The sequence below is a fragment of the Zhouia amylolytica genome, from assembly GCF_900116365.1.
Taxonomy (GTDB): Bacteria; Bacteroidota; Bacteroidia; order Flavobacteriales; family Flavobacteriaceae; genus Zhouia; species Zhouia amylolytica.
Window position 1 is genome coordinate 1 of the sequence record NZ_FPAG01000007.1, and the last position, 20410, is coordinate 20410.

A 20410-nucleotide genomic window follows, 5' to 3' on the forward strand; every position below is an offset into this window, starting at 1 on the left:
GCATGGCACGAATGGGGAATGCATGAGATCGATATGGCAGTACCAATGAGTCCTGATCAGGTACTTAGAAAACGAAGAGCAATATTCTATCACCAGTCTCAGAAAGATGGGGTGATGTTCCAGGGAGATGATTCGAGAGAATTCTGGGTAAGAGCCGAAGAAAGAAATAAAGAAACAGCTGGTAAATACCACCAATTAGGATTAGCAGATTATGCCGCAATAGAGGCGTTTAGAAGATATTATTACCAGGATTGATCTATGAAAAGCAAGTTTTTTTTATTCTTAGTTGTAGTAGGGGCATTTTGTGGTCAGATGCCTTTAGTTTTTTCACAAGCAGGATATACCTGGAAGGATGGGCGTGAATTTAAAATTTACGGACAACTGGATGATACGAATATATCTTATTATAAGCGTTTGCCAGATACATTAGAGCGTCATTTGAGAGCTCCTTTATGGAAGTTGTCTGAACAAGCTTCGGGCTTGTATATTAAATTTAAAACAAACACATCTTCCGTTTCAATTTCTTATCAGGTTGAAAATCCGATTGCGTTTCCTCATATGCCATCCACCGGGGTAAGTGGAGTAGATTTATATGCTAAATCTGGTGATACATGGCAATGGGTAAGCGGGAATTTTTCTTTTAAGGACACTATTAGTTATCATTTTAAGGGTATATCTTCAGATGAAGAAAGAATGTATCGATTGTATCTGCCTTTGTACAATCAAATAAAATGGTTAAAAGTTGGGGTTGATTCCAATGCAGTATTTCAAGCTATTGTTAAAAAGTCTTCGACAAATCCAATAATTATATACGGCACTTCAATTGCACAGGGAGCATGTGCTTCCAGAGCAGGAATGGCTTGGACAAATATTTTGGAAAGAACCATTGATTTGCCAATTATTAATTTAGGATTCTCAGGGAATGGAAGACTGGAAGATCCTGTAATAAATTATATCAAACGGTTTGATGCCAGTATGTTTATTTTTGATTGTATGCCAAATTTCACCAGTGGTCAAGGCTTAAATCCTATACAAGCCAGGATTCGTTTAAAAAAGGCTGTTTTAGAAATACGGAGTAAACATGTTGAGACCCCAATTCTTCTTGTCGAACATGCAGGGTATTCAGACGCGATTTTGCAAACCGGCAGGAAGACTATTTATGAAAACTTAAACAGGGAAGTGGTTGCGACATTTAAAGAATTACAAAGCCAGGGTATTAAAAATTTGTACTTGTTAAGTCGAGAAGAAATAGGATTAGGGGGCAATAGTTTTGTTGATGGGACACATCCAAATGATTTGGGGATGTATGAATATGCTAGCGCATACGGTAAAAAAATAAAAAATATTTTAGATTAATTAATTATGAATGTTATAACAAGATGTCTACTCAGCTGCATGATTATAGCTGGATTAAATTTTTCAAGATCTCAGACTTTAGATCCTTTTATTGAAAATCCGGACATTATAGAAATAAATAAGCTTCCTCCAAGAGCTAGTTTTTTTCCATATCAGTCTATACAAACTGCTGAATCTGATGAAATAGATAAAGCAGGTAATTTTCTTTCTTTAAATGGAACGTGGAAATTTAACTGGAGTAATTCACCTGAGGAAAGACCATTAGATTTTTATAAAGAGGATTATGCTGTAGATGGATGGGATGATATTGCCGTTCCTTCGAATTGGGAATTGGAAGGGTTTGGAGTTCCTATTTATGTAAATGCGAGATATCCATTTCAAAAAGGCAAACTTTCGCCACCAGATATTCCTGATGGCTACAATCCGGTGGGATCTTACAGGCATACATTTAGGATTCCGGATCACTGGAACCGACAGCATGTTTATATTCATTTGGGAGCTGTTAAATCGGCATTCTATATTTGGATTAATGGACAAAAAGTTGGGTATAGTCAGGGATCTAAATTACCTGCAGAATTTAATATTACTAAATATCTGAGACCAGGAGAAAATACAATAGCTCTCGAAGTTTACCGATGGAGTGATGGCAGTTATTTGGAGTGCCAAGATTTTTGGAGAATTTCCGGAATAGAAAGAGATGTCTATTTATATGCCAGACCTAAAACATACATTCAAGATTATTTCTCAAAGGCAGGTCTAATAAATAATTACGAGGACGGTTTATTAGATTTGGATATCACCATAGATAACGATCAGGATCGAAGCGTAAAAGGTAGCATAGAAGTTCAATTGGAGCGTAATGGAATATCACACTTTTTGAGTTCAAAAGAGGTAATACTCCAACCGAATAGTTCCGGTAATTTTTCTTTCACAAAAGAATTTCCGGAGATTCAAAGCTGGTCGGCTGAATTTCCTAATCTCTATAATTTAACTATCATTTTAAAGGATAGAAAGGAGCGTGTATTAGAGGTGGTTAAACGAGCCATAGGGTTTAGAACTTCTGAAGTTAAAAATGGGCAGTATTTATTAAATGGAAAACCAATTCTTTTTAAAGGAGTTAACAGACATGAGCATGATGCTATAAAGGGACATGTGGTTAGCAGAGCAGATATGCTCAGAGATATTAAAATTTTCAAAGAAAATAATATTAATGCAGTACGGACGGCACATTATCCTAATGATCCTTATTGGTATGAGCTTTGTGATATATATGGTATCTATGTTGTTGATGAGGCCAATATAGAATCGCATGGCATGGGGTATGATCTTACTCGTACCCTTGCCAATAATCCTGATTGGCTTAAAGCTCATAAGGCTAGGGTAAGCAGAATGATTGAAAGAGATAAAAACCATCCATCGATAGTAATATGGTCTTTGGGTAACGAAGCGGGCAATGGATATAATTTTTATGAATCGTACTTATTGGCTAAAAAGTTAGATGAAACCCGTCCCACTCAATATGAAAGGGCATGGCATGAATGGAATACGGATTTGTTTGTTCCTATGTACAGAACACCGGAAGAGGTTGAAGCGTATGCGAAAGATGACCAATGGGATAAACCTTTAGTACAATGTGAATATGCTCATGCAATGGGGAACAGTATGGGTGGATTCAAAGAATATTGGGATCTTTACGAGAAGTATGATAAGTTACAGGGTGGATTTATTTGGGATTTTGTAGATCAAGGAATTAAAACCGTTAAAAACGGAAAGGAAATTTATGCTTATGGTGGGGATTTTGGTCCTGAGGGAACTCCTTCAGATAATAATTTCCTCAACAATGGATTAGTTCAGCCGGATCGGAAATTAAATCCTCATATATATGAGGTAAAACATATTCATCAGAATATCAAATTCTATGAGGATGATTTGGCAAAGGGGAAAGTTCGAATGAAAAATTGGCATTTCTTTGATGATCTCAGGAATTATGAATTAGTATGGGAGGTGCTTGAGAATGGATCGAAAATAGGAACGGGAAAATTAGATAATATTCAGGTTCAACCTCAAGAAACATTGATTTTAGATCTTCCTTTCAAGTCGGTTTTAAAACCTGGGAAAGAATATTTTTTAAACCTGAAAGTGATTCTTAAAAAAGATGAACTTTTATTGAATAAAGGTTTCGAAATAGCTTATGAACAGTTTCAATTACAACCTTTTGAATTCAAACCTACCAATATTTCTAAGCAAAAAATTGATTATGAAGTAAGAGGGAATGAATTGATTGTATCTGGAAAAGATTTCGAAATGGTTTTTGATATAGAAAAAGGTATTTTGGATAAATTTTTATATCAGGAAGATCTGGTTTTAAAGGAAGGTCCACAGATTGATTTTTGGAGGGCTCCCACGGATAATGATTTTGGAGCAGGACTCCAAAAAAAGTATCGAGAATGGAAAGACTTGTGGATTACGCAAAAGGCGAAATATTCAATTGATAAAACCGAAGAAGACAAGGTCGTTCTTAATTTTGAAAAAAATGTTTTTGATGGCGATGCTAAACTAGTTCAAAGTTTTTCGATTCATGGAGATGGAAGTATGGAGGTTAAAAATGAACTTCGGGCCATGAAGGGTGAGCATTCTGATATATTCAGGTTTGGAAACTCTTTAGTTTTACCCGAGGATTTTAATGAATTAAAGTGGTATGGAAAGGGGCCGTTTGAATCTTATAGTGATCGTCAGCATGCCGCAAAAGTTGGCATTTATGAACAGCGTATTGATGAACAATATTTCCCTTATATACGTCCACAGGAAAATGGGACCAAAAGTGGAGTGAGATGGGTAGTTTTTGAGGGTGCTAATGGTATACAGCTCAAGATGTCTGCCGCAAAAGAGTTTTATTTTTCAGCGCTTAATTATAGTAAAGAAGTGCTTGATTCCGGTTTGGAAAGAAAGCAGGAGCACGCAGGTGAATTACCGAATCCGAGCAAAGAAGTTTATGTACACATAGATGGATATCAGCAGGGGCTAGGTAGTATAAATAGCTGGGGTAGGTTACCTATGGAAAAATACAGGTTGCCATTTAAAACTTATACATATTCTTATTGGATAATTCCGTCGAAAAAGCAATAATTATATAACGATAGTTTTTTAGTTAGTTTTTTGTAACCAGGATCGTCTTTATTGGTGAGTTATATATGTTGCTTACTAAAAGGTCCTGGTTATTTTTTTGCCAGTACTAAAGGGAGTAAAGATTTATATACCTCGTAGATCTTTTGATACTTGCAGTCATACATGTGTTAATACCTGAAAATTTCTTCTAACTGGTAGTAGCTATTTTTCTTATTAATTTATCATTCTTAAATTTAATTTTCTATTAAAAAACCATTTTATTAATAATATTTTAAAATTTTCATAATATTGCCACGATGGATACTATGGAAACAAATAAGCTGCGCATAAGGTTACTTCGTTATGGAGATGAGGATTCCTTTAAGCAACTCTATTTGGAATATTATTCAAAATTACAAGGAATAGGAAAGCGGTTTAATTTTAAGTTTTTAACACCGGAAGACTTTGTTCAGGAGACTTTTATAAAATTATATAAAAGTAAAGAGCAGCTTAAAGAAGATGTACTACTGGATAAACAAATCTATGTTATCTGTAGAAACATTATTTTGAATCATCTTAAAAAGGAAAAAAGAAGTATTTCTCTTGTCGGTGAGGACCTTATTGGCATGGAACATCAAGAAAATGACCAGGATTCCGAATTAATGGATAAAAAAAAGAAAGAGCTTTCGCGATTGATTAAACAGCTTCCAGAGAAAAGAAAAGAGGTTTTTACATTACATAAAATAGAACAATATACCTACGAAGAGATTGCAGAGATTACTCAATTATCTAAAAAGACCATAGCTAATCATATCTACCTTGCAAATAAGTTTATTTTAGAAAATCTTAAAAAAATTACCTTATAGATTAGGAACTTTCTTTTTTTCAATTGTTATGTATGTAAATAGCAATGAAAATTGGAAGAGCCTAAAAAAAAGTACAACGATATACTGGAAGACCTTTGGAACCAATCTCATGAGGTGTCTCATTCATCTGATGCAGAAGCTTCATGGCATCAATTTGCTGAGAGGGTTGGTATTAAGGAAAAACGTGAAGTGATCAGGATGCGAGCTATATATTATGCCGCAGCAGTAATTGCACTGACAATTGCCATTGGGAGTTTTATTTACCATCAGACCCGCATAGATTATTTGGTTGTTGAGAATCCAGGGATTGGTTATAAAAAAGTGATACTACCAGATAGCTCTATGGTATCTATTGCCCAAGGAACCACTTTGTATTATGCTCAAAACTTTAATGAGAAAAGAAGTGTCAGACTTGAGGGAGATGGATATTTTGAAGTTCAAAGGAATGAAGCATTACCATTTACTGTTGCCTGTTACAAAACATTAACTACTGTATTAGGAACTTCATTTAACATTAAATCGGATCGAAGGGAAAATGTAGATATCGCACTTTATGAGGGTAGTATTAAGGCTTCGGTGGAAGGAGTTAAGAACGATTGGCTATTAACTCCAGGTGAACAATTGAAATATAGAGGGCATAAAAAAATAAGTATAGAGCCCTTTAACAACTTTTTTAATCCTCTTGAATCCAATTTTGACCTTGAAAATGTTAGTGTAAAAGAACTTATAACCTACGTTAAGGAGATTTTTGGTTATGAAATTGTTATCGACACCGAATATCTTAATAACAGCATTACACTCCGAATCAATAAAAATGATTCTCTTCAAAATATTATAGAAGTAATAAGTACAATTTATAAACTAAAACCAGAAATAGATGAAGACATGAAAAGAATTACCCTATCGAAGTAAAAAAAGGATTCACCAAGCGTCCAAACTGAGAATCCTTTTTAGTAAAATTTAAAAACGGGAGTGTTAAGCATATTGTTTAACGGGCTCCGCTATTTAATTAACCAAAACTAACAAATTATTATGAGAAATCTACTCGTGGTGTTGTTTTTTATGACAACATTATTATGTTCTTCACAAGAAATTTCTTTATCCCTGAACAATCCTAAATGGGAAGAAATTCTTAAAAGAATTGAGTCTCAGAGCGAATACAAATTTGCTTACGACAGTACTTTTAAACTAACTACAAAATCTAATTTAAATCTAAAGTTTACCGATGCCTCTTTAGAGGATGTTATAGCATATTTGCAAAAGAATACGAATTATAATTTTAAGATTTTAGGAAAGAATATTACCATCACTGCCAAGCAGAATCAATCTTCGAAAGAACAGGCCATGACGGTGGAGGGGACTGTTTATGATGAGGCGGGTACACCACTTCCCGGAGTATCTGTAATGATTAAAAATACTACTGTTGGCGTTTCTACAGGTTTTGATGGTAAATACGGAATAGAAGCCAGGAAAGGAAATATACTGGTATTTCAATATATGGGATTTACCAAACAGGAGGTTATGGTTGATGGCAATCAACTGGATGTAACCTTGAAGGAAAATGTAGAAAGTCTTGATGAAGTTGTAGTTGTTGGATTTGCAACACAGAAAAAGGTTGATCTGACTGGTGCTGTAACTTCAGTAAAAGGAGATGAGATTGTTGAAAAACCCATGTCTGATGTTAGACAAGCTCTTCAAGGTGTGGTACCGGGTTTAACTATTATTGACAGAGGAGGTAGTCCGGGAAATGAGTCATTGTCTTTTAATATACGGGGATTAAGTTCTGTAAGCGCAAATACGAGTCCGTTGATCTTAATTGATGGAATTCAATCAGACATAACCCAAATTAACCCGAATGATATAGAAAGTATTTCGGTTCTTAAAGACGCTGCTTCAGCTTCAATATATGGAGCTCGTGCTGCCAATGGAGTAGTTCTTATAACAACCAAAAGGGGTGCTCAGGGAGAATATAAGGTAGATTACCACGGTTATGCAGGTGTTCAGACCCCAGCAACTTTACCCGAAGCGGTTACTGCCGAGCAATATTTACGTTTAGTCAATGAGGCATTGGTTAATGCGGGAAGGCCCGAAAAGTATTCTGAAGAATACATACAAAATACAATTGCTGGTACTGACCCTATAAATTATCCATATGTTAATTTGTTTGAAGAATTGTATAAAGATGGTTTCATTCAAAATCATTCTTTTGCTGTTCGAGGAGGAAATGAGGGAACAAAAATTGCGGTGTCTGCAAATTACTTAGATCAGGAAGGGATGTTGAAGAACACCAGGAGTACCAAGACCGGCGGTAGATTAAATGGTGACTTTAAGCTGAAAGATTATGCAAGGTTACGTACAGATATTTATTACAATAAGAGAAAATCTTTAACTCCCAACAGATATGGGGATGCCATTGGTGCTATTGTAGGGACTTCTCCTGTAACCGTTTTGCAATATCCAAATGGGGTCTATGGGCTGAATAAAGATAATACCAATGCTTTGGCTGCTCTTGAAAAAAGTGGAATGAACCAGAGTTTCAATGAGGACTTTAGTGTGAATCTTGGTCTGGACATTGATCTGATTGAAGGACTTACTCTAAAAACAGACTATTCTTATTTACGATCAACTTACAGGTATAAAAATTTCAGAGCTTCATATAATTTTAGAGACCCTAATGATATTTCTTCAATTGTTTATCGATGGACACCAAATCAGCTAGTGGATGGTCGCGATGAATCGGGACAATGGAACTTTAAGAGTATTCTTAACTACGACCTCAATTTAGATAATCACCAATTTAATTTTTTAGGGGGTATCGATGTTATTGAAAATAAGAGAAACAGAATCTGGGCTAGTCGACAAAATATTTATAATGAAGAAACCCCCGAGCTTAATTTAGGAGATGTCACTTCTGAAAAGAATGGAGGTTACAGCGAGGATTGGTCTTTGTTTTCCTATTTAGGACGGGTGAATTATAGCTTTAAAAATAAATATTTATTTGAGGGAAATATACGTTATGATGGCTCCTCACGATTTGGGGATGGTCATAAATGGGGCGTGTTTCCATCTTTTTCTGCTGGTTGGAGAATATCAGAAGAAGCTTTTATAGATTCAATTGAATGGATCAATAACTTGAAATTAAGAGGTTCATGGGGGCAATTAGGAAATCAGAATATTGGATTATACCGCTTTTCTTCAACAATATATTCGAATTACCCTTATAGCTTTAACGATAATGAGGTTGATGGTTTTTCGCAGCGGTATTATGCCAATGAAAACATAACCTGGGAAACTACTGAAATGACAGATTTTGGATTAGATATTGGATTATTTAATAACAAAATAGATATAGTTTTTGACTGGTTCATTAAGGATACTGATGATATGCTTCTAACCTTGCCAATATCTCCATTGGTAGGTTTGGATCCCTCTGAATTGAATATTGGTAGTGTTAGAAATGAGGGATGGGAATTCGCAATAAATTATAACGGGAACATTAATACATTTAATTATTCCATAGGTTTTAATATTTCTCAGATAAACAATACGTTAACGGACTTTGGTGGCAATGAACCTTCAATTAATAATTGGTTTATACTTAAAGAAGGTGAAGCTATTAATTCTTTTTATGGATATAGGTCTGATGGTCTTTTCCAGTCTCAGGAGGAAATTGATACCCATCCAACTCAGCCTAATCATGCGAGTTTAAAACCGGGTGATATTAAGTTGGTAGACTTAAATGATGATGGTGTTATCAATAGCGATGACAGGGCTATTATTGGTAGTAATATTCCTAAATATCAGTACGGAGTGAATTTGGGAGCTTCTTTTAAAGGTTTTGATTTAAATTTATTTTTCCAGGGAGCCTATCAAGTCGATAACTATCTCTATGGTGCCCCAAATGAAGGTCCTGCGTATGAGATATTTACGACTACACGTGTATTGGATCGTTGGACACCTGACAATACTGATGCCTCATTCCCAAGATTGGAAGCAGCTTCTAATAAAAATAATTATTTATTCAATGATTTTTGGTTAAGAGATGCCTCTTACCTGAGATTAAAGAACCTGCAACTCGGGTACTCACTTCCTGAATCGGTAATAGGGAGGATGAATGTTGATAAGATTAGGTTATATTTTGGGGGAACTAATGTGTTTACCATTACAGATGTTGAATCAGGTTTAGATCCTGAAACATTAGATGGAAGACCTTCTTATTATCCTCCGGTTTCTACCTATACGTTAGGATTACAACTTACTTTTTAACGATTAATGATATTAAAATATAAAGATATGAAAGTATATAAATCAATGATTGCGGTCTTTCTTCTACTATCTTGTATTGCATGCAATAACGATTTTTTAGAGAGAGCACCGAGTGATCAAATATCAACGGCCAATTTTTTTAAACAAACCAAGGATTTAGAGGTTGCACTGAATGCGGTATATGATGAAATAGGATTTAATTCATGGTGGGTTGCCTATGGTAGTGGAACAGATATGTTAAGGATTGAAGCGTTGACAGATAACGCTTTAGACCATCATTCCTGGAATGCGGGATATAGACTTGCCGATGGTACAGCAGCCCCGGATGACGGCTATTCCTCCTACAGGTGGAAAATGCGTTATGTTGGAATCCAAAGAGTTAATAGGATATTTGAAGGAGTTTCAGGTATAGAAAATATAGATGAAAAATATAAGAACAGGCTTTTAGGGGAGGCAGCATTTTTAAGAGCGTATTTTTATTTTGACTTGGTTTATCTCTTTGGCGATGTACCTTACCTAACCACCAGTGTTTCCCCAACCGAGGTTCAAGGAACTGAAGAAGGCCCTACCACCATTGCTCAAAGAGTGGATAAAGATCTAATTCTTGATGATTTGGTAACCCAACTCAATGCAGTCGTGAACGATTTACCAGTGTCTTATCCTGACTCCGATAAGGGTCGTGTAACCAGAGGAGCTGCACTTTTTCTTAAGTCTAAAATATTATTATATCAGGAAAAATGGAACGAGGCTGCAGCCGCAGCTAAATCAGTTATGGATCTTAATGCTTATCAGTTATTTCCAAAGTATGAAACCCTTTTCGATTATGAAGGGATTGGAAGCAGCGAGGTTATATTTGATATTCAGGTAAAACAAGATGTTAATCAGGGAGAATTCTACACGCAAAATTACGGACCAAATTCTGTCGGAGGATGGAGCAGTTCTTGTCCTCTTCAAAGCATGGTGGATGCATATGAGTGTATAGACGGATTAACGATTGAAAGCTCTCCATTGTATGATCCTAACAATCCATACGAAAACAGAGATCCTAGGTTAAGGTATTCTATTTTGTATCCTGGTCATGATTGGAGAGGTGGGGTGTATAATACAATTCCTGGTGCTACGTATGATAGTTCCATTGTTTATGGAGATCAATTAGGTGATGGAGCTCCGGGAGAGTGGAATAAAACTGCGACCGGGTATAATTGGTTGAAGTATATTTCTAATCAGGATATCGATGAGTCTGATTATTGGGATGGTGGAGTGCATTTTATACTGATGCGATACGCTGAGGTATTATTAGTTTATGCTGAAGCTAAAATCGAAGCTGGAAGCATTGACCAAAGTGTATATGATGCTATTAACGAGGTACGTCAGCGTGCGGATGTAAATATGCCTCCTGTAATGGGAGGGCTTTCTCAAAGCGAATTAAGAACTATAGTGAGAAGGGAAAGACGCGTTGAATTGGCCTTTGAGGGGCAACGTCTTTTAGATATCAGACGATGGAAAATAGCCGAAGACGTTATGCCGGGTGTGCCTGAGGGTTTAACTTACCTAGATGCTAACGATAATGAAGTTACCCTCAATTGGGGAGAACGTATTTTTGACCCTAATAAACATTACCTCTGGCCTATACCTCAAAACGAAATTGATATTTCAAAAATAGAACAGAATCCAGGTTGGTAGTACTTGAGTAGATCGAGAACTAACTTATAAATACCGATTTGTTTGCAGCCGATAGACAATATTTGATATTCTATCAATCCGATTTCGGCTGCATACAAGTTGGTAAGTACTCTTAGAAATCTAATTTTTTAGGGGCTAGGTTAGTATTGCCTAAATATTAATCAGAATAACTTACTTATTAAATGAATATGAATTACATGAGACTTTATTGTGTTTTCTTTATGATGCTACTATTTACAAAGATTTCTGTGGCTCAGGAAACCATTTATCCGGGTGCTAATGAAGGCACACCGTCGAAAGCGCAATATTTTAGTTGGATTAATAATACGAATGAAGGAGCTACAGAGGAACAAACCATGATCAACTTTGATTTTTTTGAATGGTTAAAAGACACCTATGGTATGCAGTTGGATATATATGCTTTTGATGCAGGAGCTATTGATGGAAAAAGATTTTATGGGAGTATAAACTCCGAAAGATTCGACGGACAGTTCCCGCATGGATTTGACCCTATTTATGAAAGAGCGAAAAGAATTGGATTCAGGCTTGGAGTTTGGGGCGGACCTGATGGTTTTGGAGATACCCCTGAAGAGGAAAAAAGACGTATACAACAAATGGTAAGCTTGTGCAGAGATTATGATTTTGCTCTTTTCAAATTTGATGCGGTATGTGGTCCTTTACGTCCTGAAAAAGAAGATGCTTTTATTGAAATGATGGAACAATGTCGAACCTATAGTCCGGATCTTATCCTTTTAAATCATCGATTAGGGCTTAATAAAGCGAAGCCCTATGCGACCACATTTTTATGGGGTGGTAATGAAACCTATATAGATGTTTTTATGACCAATAACACTACTGCTCCTCATCATCGGGCTGGTGCTTTAGCCAGAGGATTGGTGCCTGGATTAAAGCGATTAACGGAAGACCATGGAGTATGTATTTCTTCGTGTCTTGACTATTGGGATGATGATCTTATACTCCAGGCCTTTAACAGAAGTTTAATTCTTGCTCCCGAAATTTATGGGAATCCGTGGTTATTATCTGACGAGGAATTTCCCAAGTTGGCCAGGATCTATAATATTCATCGTAAATACAAGGATATTCTGACCAAAGGGATGGCACTCCCGGAAGATGTTTATGGACCGGATGCAGTTTCAAGAGGTGATCAAAATACGCGGATTATAACAGTTAAAAATTTAAGCTGGAGTGATAAGACGTATACCATTCGGTTGGATCAGGAAATTGGAATAAATGGAAGTGATGGTATTAAGCTAATTCAGGTGCATCCAAATGAACAGTATTTAGGCAGCTATACCTTTGGTGATGAGGTTAAGGTTAGTGTACCACCATTTCGTTCAGCTTTATTTATTGCAACGACAAGATCTTATGAAACTCCTTTAATAAAAGGTGCTCCTTATCAAATTATAAAAGATGTGCCGGGCGAGACTGTAATACTGGATGTTTTAGGAGCACCAGACTCCAAGCGTGTAATTTCTTTGCAAAATCCAGAATTATTCAAGAGCGGAATTGTTGAAGGTAAAAGCGCTGCTAAACTATTGGAAGGTAAAGGAGTGAAAGTGCGTTTTAAAGGAGAAGGTTTAAAACTTCCAACTCATCGAAAACTGAATGAATTTGAAGAAATACCAATCCCTCATGATTCAGATGCTTTGTATGAGGCTACTGTTTTTGCTGCCGATAATAATGCACTTGAGATACGATCGCTTCATCGTTCAGGGTCGACTGAAATACCTCAGGTTCAAAAAGCCAGAGATGCATTTTTTAATCAGAAGGTTTTTGTAGAAAGAGGTATCTGGGATAAGAACTTATTTGACGGAAGTATGGAAACTGGTTTTTGGCCTTCCCGAAAATATAATATTGATCAAAAGATAAAGGGAGGTGCATTTCGATTGAATTTAGGTGAATTGACAGCCATTGATCAGCTCATTATAAAGGTTCCGGATGATTTTTCTTTACAACCCTTATTGACTGGAGAGGCAAATTATGTTGAGGTTTCTAAAGATCTAAACGAATGGAAACAATTATCATACATAGCGGGTAAAACCATGTCTATTCACATAAACGATACTATTCAATACCTAAGATTTAAGGAGCAACCACAGCGGATAACAGAGATTGAGGGGCTTTATCAGGATAAACCATTAAATCGTAGAAACTGGCGGGCGTCGAACCTGTTTGCTTATTCAAATCAAATGAATCCGGTAAAAGCCTGGAAATCATCTTTTGTATTGGAGGAATTGGCTGGAAATAGTTATTTAAGTATTGCGCTTAATGGGAAGCACGGTATCGAAGGTGCCTATGTGGCAGCCAAGATAGACGGTAAATTGGTAGGAGCACCGGATAGAGCGGTTTCTTATCCTTCTAATACCTGGGAGTATGTTAATGCCAAAGCAGACAGTAATTATACATACTATATACCCTTAGACGATTCTTGTATAGGGAAGGATATTGAAGTTTATGTCATGGCTTATGATAAGGAGCATCTTGAAATACGTCCGGAGGTCTGGATATCATCACCTAATCAGGGGAAGGAAAAAATTAGAATTGAATTTGAACGTAAATAATCCAGAGCTATGTTTAGTAAAATAAAAACCGTCATGGTTTTCATTTGGTTACCATTTTTGGTAGCCTCTCAAGATAATGGTAAAATATACAGTGTAGTTTCACCTGATAAAGGGATCATTTTTAATTTAAAGGTTGGTAAGCAATTGCAGATTTCAGCTAGTTTTGAGGGTCAGGTTCTTCTGGAGCCTTCAATACTAGCAATGAATTTGTCTGATCGCGTACTCGGGGAAAATGCTGAGGTGGAAAACATAGAGAAGGCAAGCATTTCAGAAATCATTCATCCTATTGTAAAAATTAAAGAGGCCGAGATTTCCAATAATTGTAATGAACTACGGGTTCACTTTAAACAGGGTTTTTATTTAGTACTAAGGGCATACAATGAGGGATTTGCTTATCGTTTTGGTACTCAATACGATGAATCCATAACTATTCTTTCAGAAACAGGAGATTATCGTTTTCCTGAAAATCATATGGTTTGGTGGGGTAAGGAAACCCAATTTCAGTCTCATAATCAGGTGTTTTACGATTACCAGTCTTTGCGTAATACCAAGGCTACCGATTTGGCAAGTTTACCGCTCATCATTAACCCGATGCATGGACCTAAAATTGTGATTACAGAAACCGATTTGATCGATTATCCCGGAATGTGGATACAGGGCTCCGGAGCTAATACAATTTCCAGGGTTTCACCTAAATACCCTAAAACTATTGGTGCTTTATCAGATAGAAATCTTCCCATTTATGAGCGTGAAAATTTTATAGCTAAAACTAAGGGTTCCAGAACTTTTCCTTGGCGCATTTTTGTTGTTGCCAGTGATGATGCAGATTTAATAAATAATCAATTACCATTCGCTCTGGCCTCTTCCAGTCAGATTAAGGATCCGTCTTGGATTCAACCGGGAAAAGTATCCTGGGATTGGTGGAATGCTAACAATCTATTCGGGGTTGATTTTAAGGCAGGAGTAAATACAGCAACTTATAAGTATTATATAGATTTTGCCTCTAACTATGGAATTGAAAATATTTTATTAGATGAAGGTTGGTATACATTGGGTGATCTCTCTAAGGTTGTTCCTGAGATAAATATGGTGGAGATCCTTGACTATGCAAAACAAAAAGGTGTAGGTGTTATTTTATGGTGTGTTTGGAAAACTTTAGACGAGCAATTTGAAACAGCTTTTAAACAGTTTAAAGATTGGGGTATAAAAGGTATAAAGGTAGATTTCATGAACAGAGACGACCAGGAAATGGTGAATTTCTATTACAAAATAGCTAAAAAGGCTGCTGAGAATAAGTTGTTTGTTGATTTTCATGGTTCTCATAAACCTGCAGGAATTCATAGAATGTTCCCAAATGTTTTGACCATGGAAGGTGTGAACGGAGGGGAGGAGTTTAAATGGAGCATGCACCAAACTCCTGAACATGATCTTATAATTCCCTTTGGAAGAATGTTGGCAGGCCCTATGGATTATACTCCGGGTGCTATGATTAATGCTCAACAGAAAGATTATAGCCCGATATTTGATACACCAATGAGTATGGGCACACGTTGCCATCAATTAGCTATGTTCGTGTGTTATGAGAGTCCTCTTCAAATGTTATGTGACAGTCCCTCCCGATATTACAAAGAACCAGAATGTATGGAGTTTATGTCTGCGGTTCCGTCTGTTTGGGATGAAACCATTGTTTTAGCTGCGGAAATTTCCAATTATTTGTTGTTGGCTCGCAGAAATGGGAATGAATGGTATGTAGGAGGAATGACGGATTGGAATTCGAGAGCCATGGAAATAAACCTTTCTTTCCTTCCGAAGGATACAAAATATACCATGACTCTATATCAGGATGGGCTGAATGCCGATCGAATAGGAATTGATTATAAACAATCCAAACTAATCGTAGATCATTCTTTTAAGAAGTCGATTCATCTGGCTAAAGGAGGTGGTGTAGCTCTTCGATTGGTACCTGTTAATTAAAAATATTTAATTATGAAAAAAGTAATAAACTATAAAGTAGCTTTAATAAGTGTTTTATTTTTCTATGCGATGATGATTAACCTGGGGTGTAACTCTATAGATGAATCTTCTGCTGAGGAGACCAACAAGCCAGAGACCTCTAAATTTAACCTTAGCGTAGCAGCAATTGAGGAAGGGGCAGCTATTTATATTGATGGAGTGTATACCGGGAAAACAACACCGGCAAATTTTTTAGTTTCTAAAGGTGAACATGTGATTGGAGTTGGTCTTAATACTGCTAAAACTTATTTAAGGAGAGAAGTGCAAGTATCAAGTACCACCGAGCAATTGGTTATTTCTCTTGATGAAGCAGACCTGCAGCAACCAAAAAGGTGGAAGGTTCTTTTTGTAGGGGTAAATCAGGTTACGACTGCAAACGGTATTTGCATATCTTCCTACAGTACCGAACAATTAGATTTGGCTTACGAATTTCTGAAATGGAGTTTTGAAGAGAAGGTAGAGCCTTATTCATACAATACGACGAATTGGGAGTTTTATCGCAGCGATATTACGACTGATATTGTTCAGTTGAGTAATGATCATTTGATTAATCCGGAAATTTTTGAAAGTAAGGTTAATGATATACAAAAAGGGGATTATGATTTGATCGTATCCTTTTTTAGAGGGGCTCAACAAGATTGTTTCATAGCCGACTTTATTGGTATTGCCTGGTATGATGTAACGGCTCTCTCTTCTGAATCCTCTTATTTTACAATACGATATTACGATGATCTTGAAGGTGCCATAATAGCATCAAAACAAAACGATCCGGGAATGTTTATTCATGAATGGTTACATACGGTAGCCGAAAGGTTTTATCCAAACAGAGGGTATACCATGCCAACATTCAAAGGTCAGGTGGTTCATGCAGCAGAACGATATGGATATTCAGCTCCCTGGATGAGCTGGTATGAGGATATTATTGCAGGTAAGGTTAAGGACGGCTCCAGTTATGTAGGGATAGGACCTGAGGCATTTTTGGAATGTACAGTTAGGGAACAAGCTATTGGGCAATGTTTATGATTAGACAGGTGAAACACAATAGGTCACAATTTTATATGCCTTCACGAAGATTTGTTCAAATCATGATCATCTTGATGTTGGTTTCCTGTGCCAAGCAGCAACAAAGCAATAGGCAAAAAACTTCACAAACTGTTGAATCACATTTTATGGCACCAGCCTATACTCCTGGAAGTCTTGAGTTCGATATTAAAGAGGTTCCTTTCAGTAAGAAAGGGTCATATATGTCGTGTTCATCAAGAGGTTTAACTGATGATGATGAGGGACTTTTTATTTGGGATGTTTCGGGAAGAGGAGAAGATCGTGGTATTATTAAAATAGAACCTATATATCATGGAGATATTGTGGCTTCAACCATTACAGCAACACCAGAGAAATTAACCTTTAATACCGAATTTGGTGAATTGGGAATTAGCTTTGATGGCGATCAGGTATTACGTTTTTATTCAGAGCATGGCCTTGGTGTTAAATTGTCAGTTAGACAATCATATGTGTTACCTCGAAATGACCATCAATTAAGAATTATTCAGGGCGCCTTTTTACGGTATATGCTTAGTACCCTACGTGGTGAAATGCAACAGAAAGAAAATAAGGTTACCAATGGTATTATAATCAATATTGAGCCAGAGGATAATGGAATTATAGATTTTGTAATCGAAGAATATGAGAGTGAATGGAATGAACATGGGTATTCAGTGTCATTTTCGAAAGCAGTTGAGGAGGTTCGAAATCAGTTTTCTGAATGGATGAGAACAACACTTCCGGTGAATAAAGAGTACGAACATACAAGAGTATTGGCAGCCTATATAAATTGGTCAAGTATAGTTGCTCCCAGAGGTTTACTAAAAAGACCTACCATGTTGATGTCTAAAAACTGGATGCATCGGGTATGGAGTTGGGATCATTGTTTTAATGCTTTGGCACTTGCAGAAGGGAATCCCCAGCTTGCATGGGATCAATTTATGGTGATGTTCGATCAGCAACATGAAAACGGTGCATTGCCCGATTGCATGGATGATTATAGCATGATCAGGGGATATGTAAAGCCTCCCATTCATGGATGGGCGCTAGATAAGCTAATGATGCGTGGAGTGGTCACAAAGGAGCGTATGAAAGAAATCTACGAACCATTGACCAGGTGGACAGATTTTTGGATGAATTATCGGGACGATGATAAAAATGGGATGCCCCAATATCATCATGGTAATGATTCGGGATGGGATAATGGCTCTGTCTTTGCCGAAAACAGATATGTTGAAGGACCAGAGTTGAGTGCATACCTGATCATTCAAATGAACGTTTTAGCTAAAATAGCCAGAAAACTGGGAAGGACAAGTGATGCTGTTCATTGGGATCAAAAAGCAAATACTTTGCTAAATCGATTAATCGACCGGAGTTGGGTTAATGGAAAATTTGTTTCTAAGTATGTTGGTAGTGATAACTGGAATAAGAACAGTAAAAGTCTGATGGCTTTTTTACCACTGTTACTAGGAGAACGACTACCGATCGAGATCAGGGAAAAAATGATTCATGATTTATGTTCGGATGAAGGTTATGCCACGTTATATGGACCTGCGACAGAACATCTTCAAAGTTTGTATTATAAGGAAGATGGATATTGGCGTGGAGCTATATGGGCTCCAACCACCTATTTAATTATTGATGGTTTGGTCGCTTGTGGTGAAACTCATTATGCCAAAGAAATGACTACCCGTTTTGTTAATATGTGTAATGAAAATGGATTTGGTGAAAATTTTGATCCACTAACGGGAACTTCTTTGAGGGATCCTGCTTATACATGGACGGCAAGTGTCTTTTTATTATTGGCTCATGCAAATTTAGAATAAGAAATAGTTTAAGTTGGTTCAGTTTGTTTAAAGTCATTGCCGTATTACGGTGATGGCTTTTTTATTTTAATATGGAATTTGATATCAATAAGTAGTTAACAGGAAACTTACATTCTTAATCCATCAGGCTTTTTTGGGATGCATTAATAATGTTTATTTATTTTTAAAAGCTTAAAAGAAAACTAAATTGTTATCTGGTGATTAGTTTGTAATTTAGGTGAGGGTGGTAGGTTTATAGGGCGCTCCATTTTTATAATATTTTAAAATCATATAATTAGATGAAAGCTATTGTTTTAAATACATTATTTGCATTTTTTTTTGTCATGACTTCATGCTCCAATCAGGGAAGTGATGATCGACCTAATGTTGTTTTGATTATGGTTGATGATATTGGTTATGAGTGTATAGGAGCTTATGGCTCAACGTCCTATAGTACACCCAATATTGACAGGCTGGCCTCCAGGGGAATTCTTTTTTCTAATTGTGTTTCTCAACCTTTGTGTACCCCATCCAGAGTGAAGATTATGACTGGGAAATATAATTATAGAAACTATGATTATTTTGGACATTTAAATCTTTCGGAGTACACCTTTGGGAATCTCATGCAAGATTCGGGCTACGAAACATGCATAGCTGGTAAATGGCAATTAAATGGTCTTGCTTATAAGGATATCATAACGGATTGGAGCGATAGTTCCCGACCTGTTAAATTCGGTTTTCAGGAATATTGTTTGTGGCAACTAACCAAGGAGCGAAAACATGGCGGGCGCTACAGCAATCCATTGATCGAACAAAATGGAGAAGTATTAGAACGAAATGTAGATGATTACGGCCCCGATATATTCTCGGATTTTGTCATTGATTTTATTGAAAGAAAAAAGGATAAGCCTTTCTTCGTTTATTATCCAATGGTATTGGTTCATGATCCATTTGTTCCTACTCCGGATTCCTCTACTTGGTCAAACGTAGAAAACAGATATAAGAACGATACATCATATTTTAAAGACATGGTCGCCTATACCGACAAAATTGTGGGTAAGATTATCAATAAATTAGAGGCATTAGACCTTGATGATAATACCATAATAATTTTTACCGGAGATAATGGTACTCATCCTACTATTGAGTCTCAACTTGGTGAGGAACGAATAACAGGGGGGAAGGGTAACACAACAGATGCAGGAACTCATGTACCTCTAATTGTATATTGGCCCGATCAAATTAAGCGTCCTGTGGTTATAGATGACCTGATAGAGTTTAGTGATTTTTTTCCAACTTTAGCTGAGTTAACAAGCACCAACGTTGAAGCTGACGGTAAAAGCTTTTATCCATTATTGACAGGAGGAACTTATCAAGCCAGGAAGACTGCCTTTGTGCATTATGATCCTAGATGGGGTAAAAATGTAAATCGGTACAGAAACCAGTTTGTAAGATCTTTGGGATATAAGCTATATGCAGACGGTAGTTTATACGACTTAACAAATGATAAGCTGGAATTAAACCCTTTAACCATTGATTCCCTTAACACAGATGAACAAATTATAAGGACTGAATTAGTAAAAGAGTTAAAACGACATCCGGCCTGGAAATAAATAGACATTGAATAGCATCCTGATATTATTTATTTTGAGGTCGTATGTTTATTCAGCTCTTTCGGGAAATATCAAATTGT

The 20410-nt window shown here is 36.5% G+C and carries 11 protein-coding genes and 1 pseudogene; all 12 read left to right on the top strand.

Features of this window, described 5'->3' with window-relative positions:
* Positions 1-255, top strand: a pseudogene (locus tag BM361_RS11915) (glucosamine-6-phosphate deaminase); the annotation flags it as partial.
* A 3-nt stretch (positions 256-258) separates the two neighbouring features.
* Positions 259-1356 carry an SGNH/GDSL hydrolase family protein gene (locus BM361_RS11920; RefSeq protein ID WP_074979072.1) on the top strand — a complete coding sequence of 366 codons (1098 nt, stop codon included), beginning with the start codon at positions 259-261 and terminating at the stop codon, positions 1354-1356.
* A 39-nt stretch (positions 1357-1395) separates the two neighbouring features.
* Positions 1396-4482, top strand: a complete 3087-nt coding sequence (locus BM361_RS11925; protein WP_074979074.1) for a beta-galactosidase, LacZ type — start codon at positions 1396-1398, stop codon at positions 4480-4482.
* A gap of 296 nt (positions 4483-4778) precedes the next feature.
* Positions 4779-5327: an RNA polymerase sigma factor gene (locus BM361_RS11930; protein ID WP_317039398.1), complete on the top strand. Its 549-nt coding sequence runs from the start codon at positions 4779-4781 to the stop codon at positions 5325-5327.
* Positions 5328-5378: 51 nt separating this feature from the next.
* Entirely contained in the window at positions 5379-6239 is an 861-nt protein-coding gene (locus BM361_RS11935) for a FecR family protein (protein WP_074979076.1), read from the top strand.
* Between the two features lie 120 nt (positions 6240-6359).
* Entirely contained in the window at positions 6360-9593 is a 3234-nt protein-coding gene (locus BM361_RS11940; protein ID WP_074979078.1) for a SusC/RagA family TonB-linked outer membrane protein, read from the top strand.
* A gap of 27 nt (positions 9594-9620) precedes the next feature.
* Positions 9621-11276, top strand: coding sequence for a RagB/SusD family nutrient uptake outer membrane protein (locus BM361_RS11945; RefSeq protein WP_175496580.1), 1656 nt, complete (start codon positions 9621-9623; stop codon positions 11274-11276).
* Positions 11277-11473: 197 nt separating this feature from the next.
* Positions 11474-13858, top strand: coding sequence for a hypothetical protein (locus BM361_RS11950; protein WP_139226712.1), 2385 nt, complete (start codon positions 11474-11476; stop codon positions 13856-13858).
* A gap of 33 nt (positions 13859-13891) precedes the next feature.
* On the top strand, positions 13892-15832 hold the full coding sequence (locus tag BM361_RS11955; RefSeq protein ID WP_175496581.1) for a glycoside hydrolase family 97 protein: 1941 nt from the start codon (positions 13892-13894) through the stop codon (positions 15830-15832).
* Between the two features lie 12 nt (positions 15833-15844).
* Entirely contained in the window at positions 15845-16894 is a 1050-nt protein-coding gene (locus tag BM361_RS11960; protein WP_074979086.1) for a PEGA domain-containing protein, read from the top strand.
* A gap of 146 nt (positions 16895-17040) precedes the next feature.
* Positions 17041-18738 (top strand): amylo-alpha-1,6-glucosidase, encoded by a 1698-nt coding sequence (locus BM361_RS11965; protein ID WP_074979428.1) that lies wholly within the window; start codon positions 17041-17043, stop codon positions 18736-18738.
* A gap of 278 nt (positions 18739-19016) precedes the next feature.
* Positions 19017-20330, top strand: coding sequence for a sulfatase family protein (locus tag BM361_RS11970; RefSeq protein WP_217643775.1), 1314 nt, complete (start codon positions 19017-19019; stop codon positions 20328-20330).
* Positions 20331-20410: the final 80 nt, after the last annotated feature.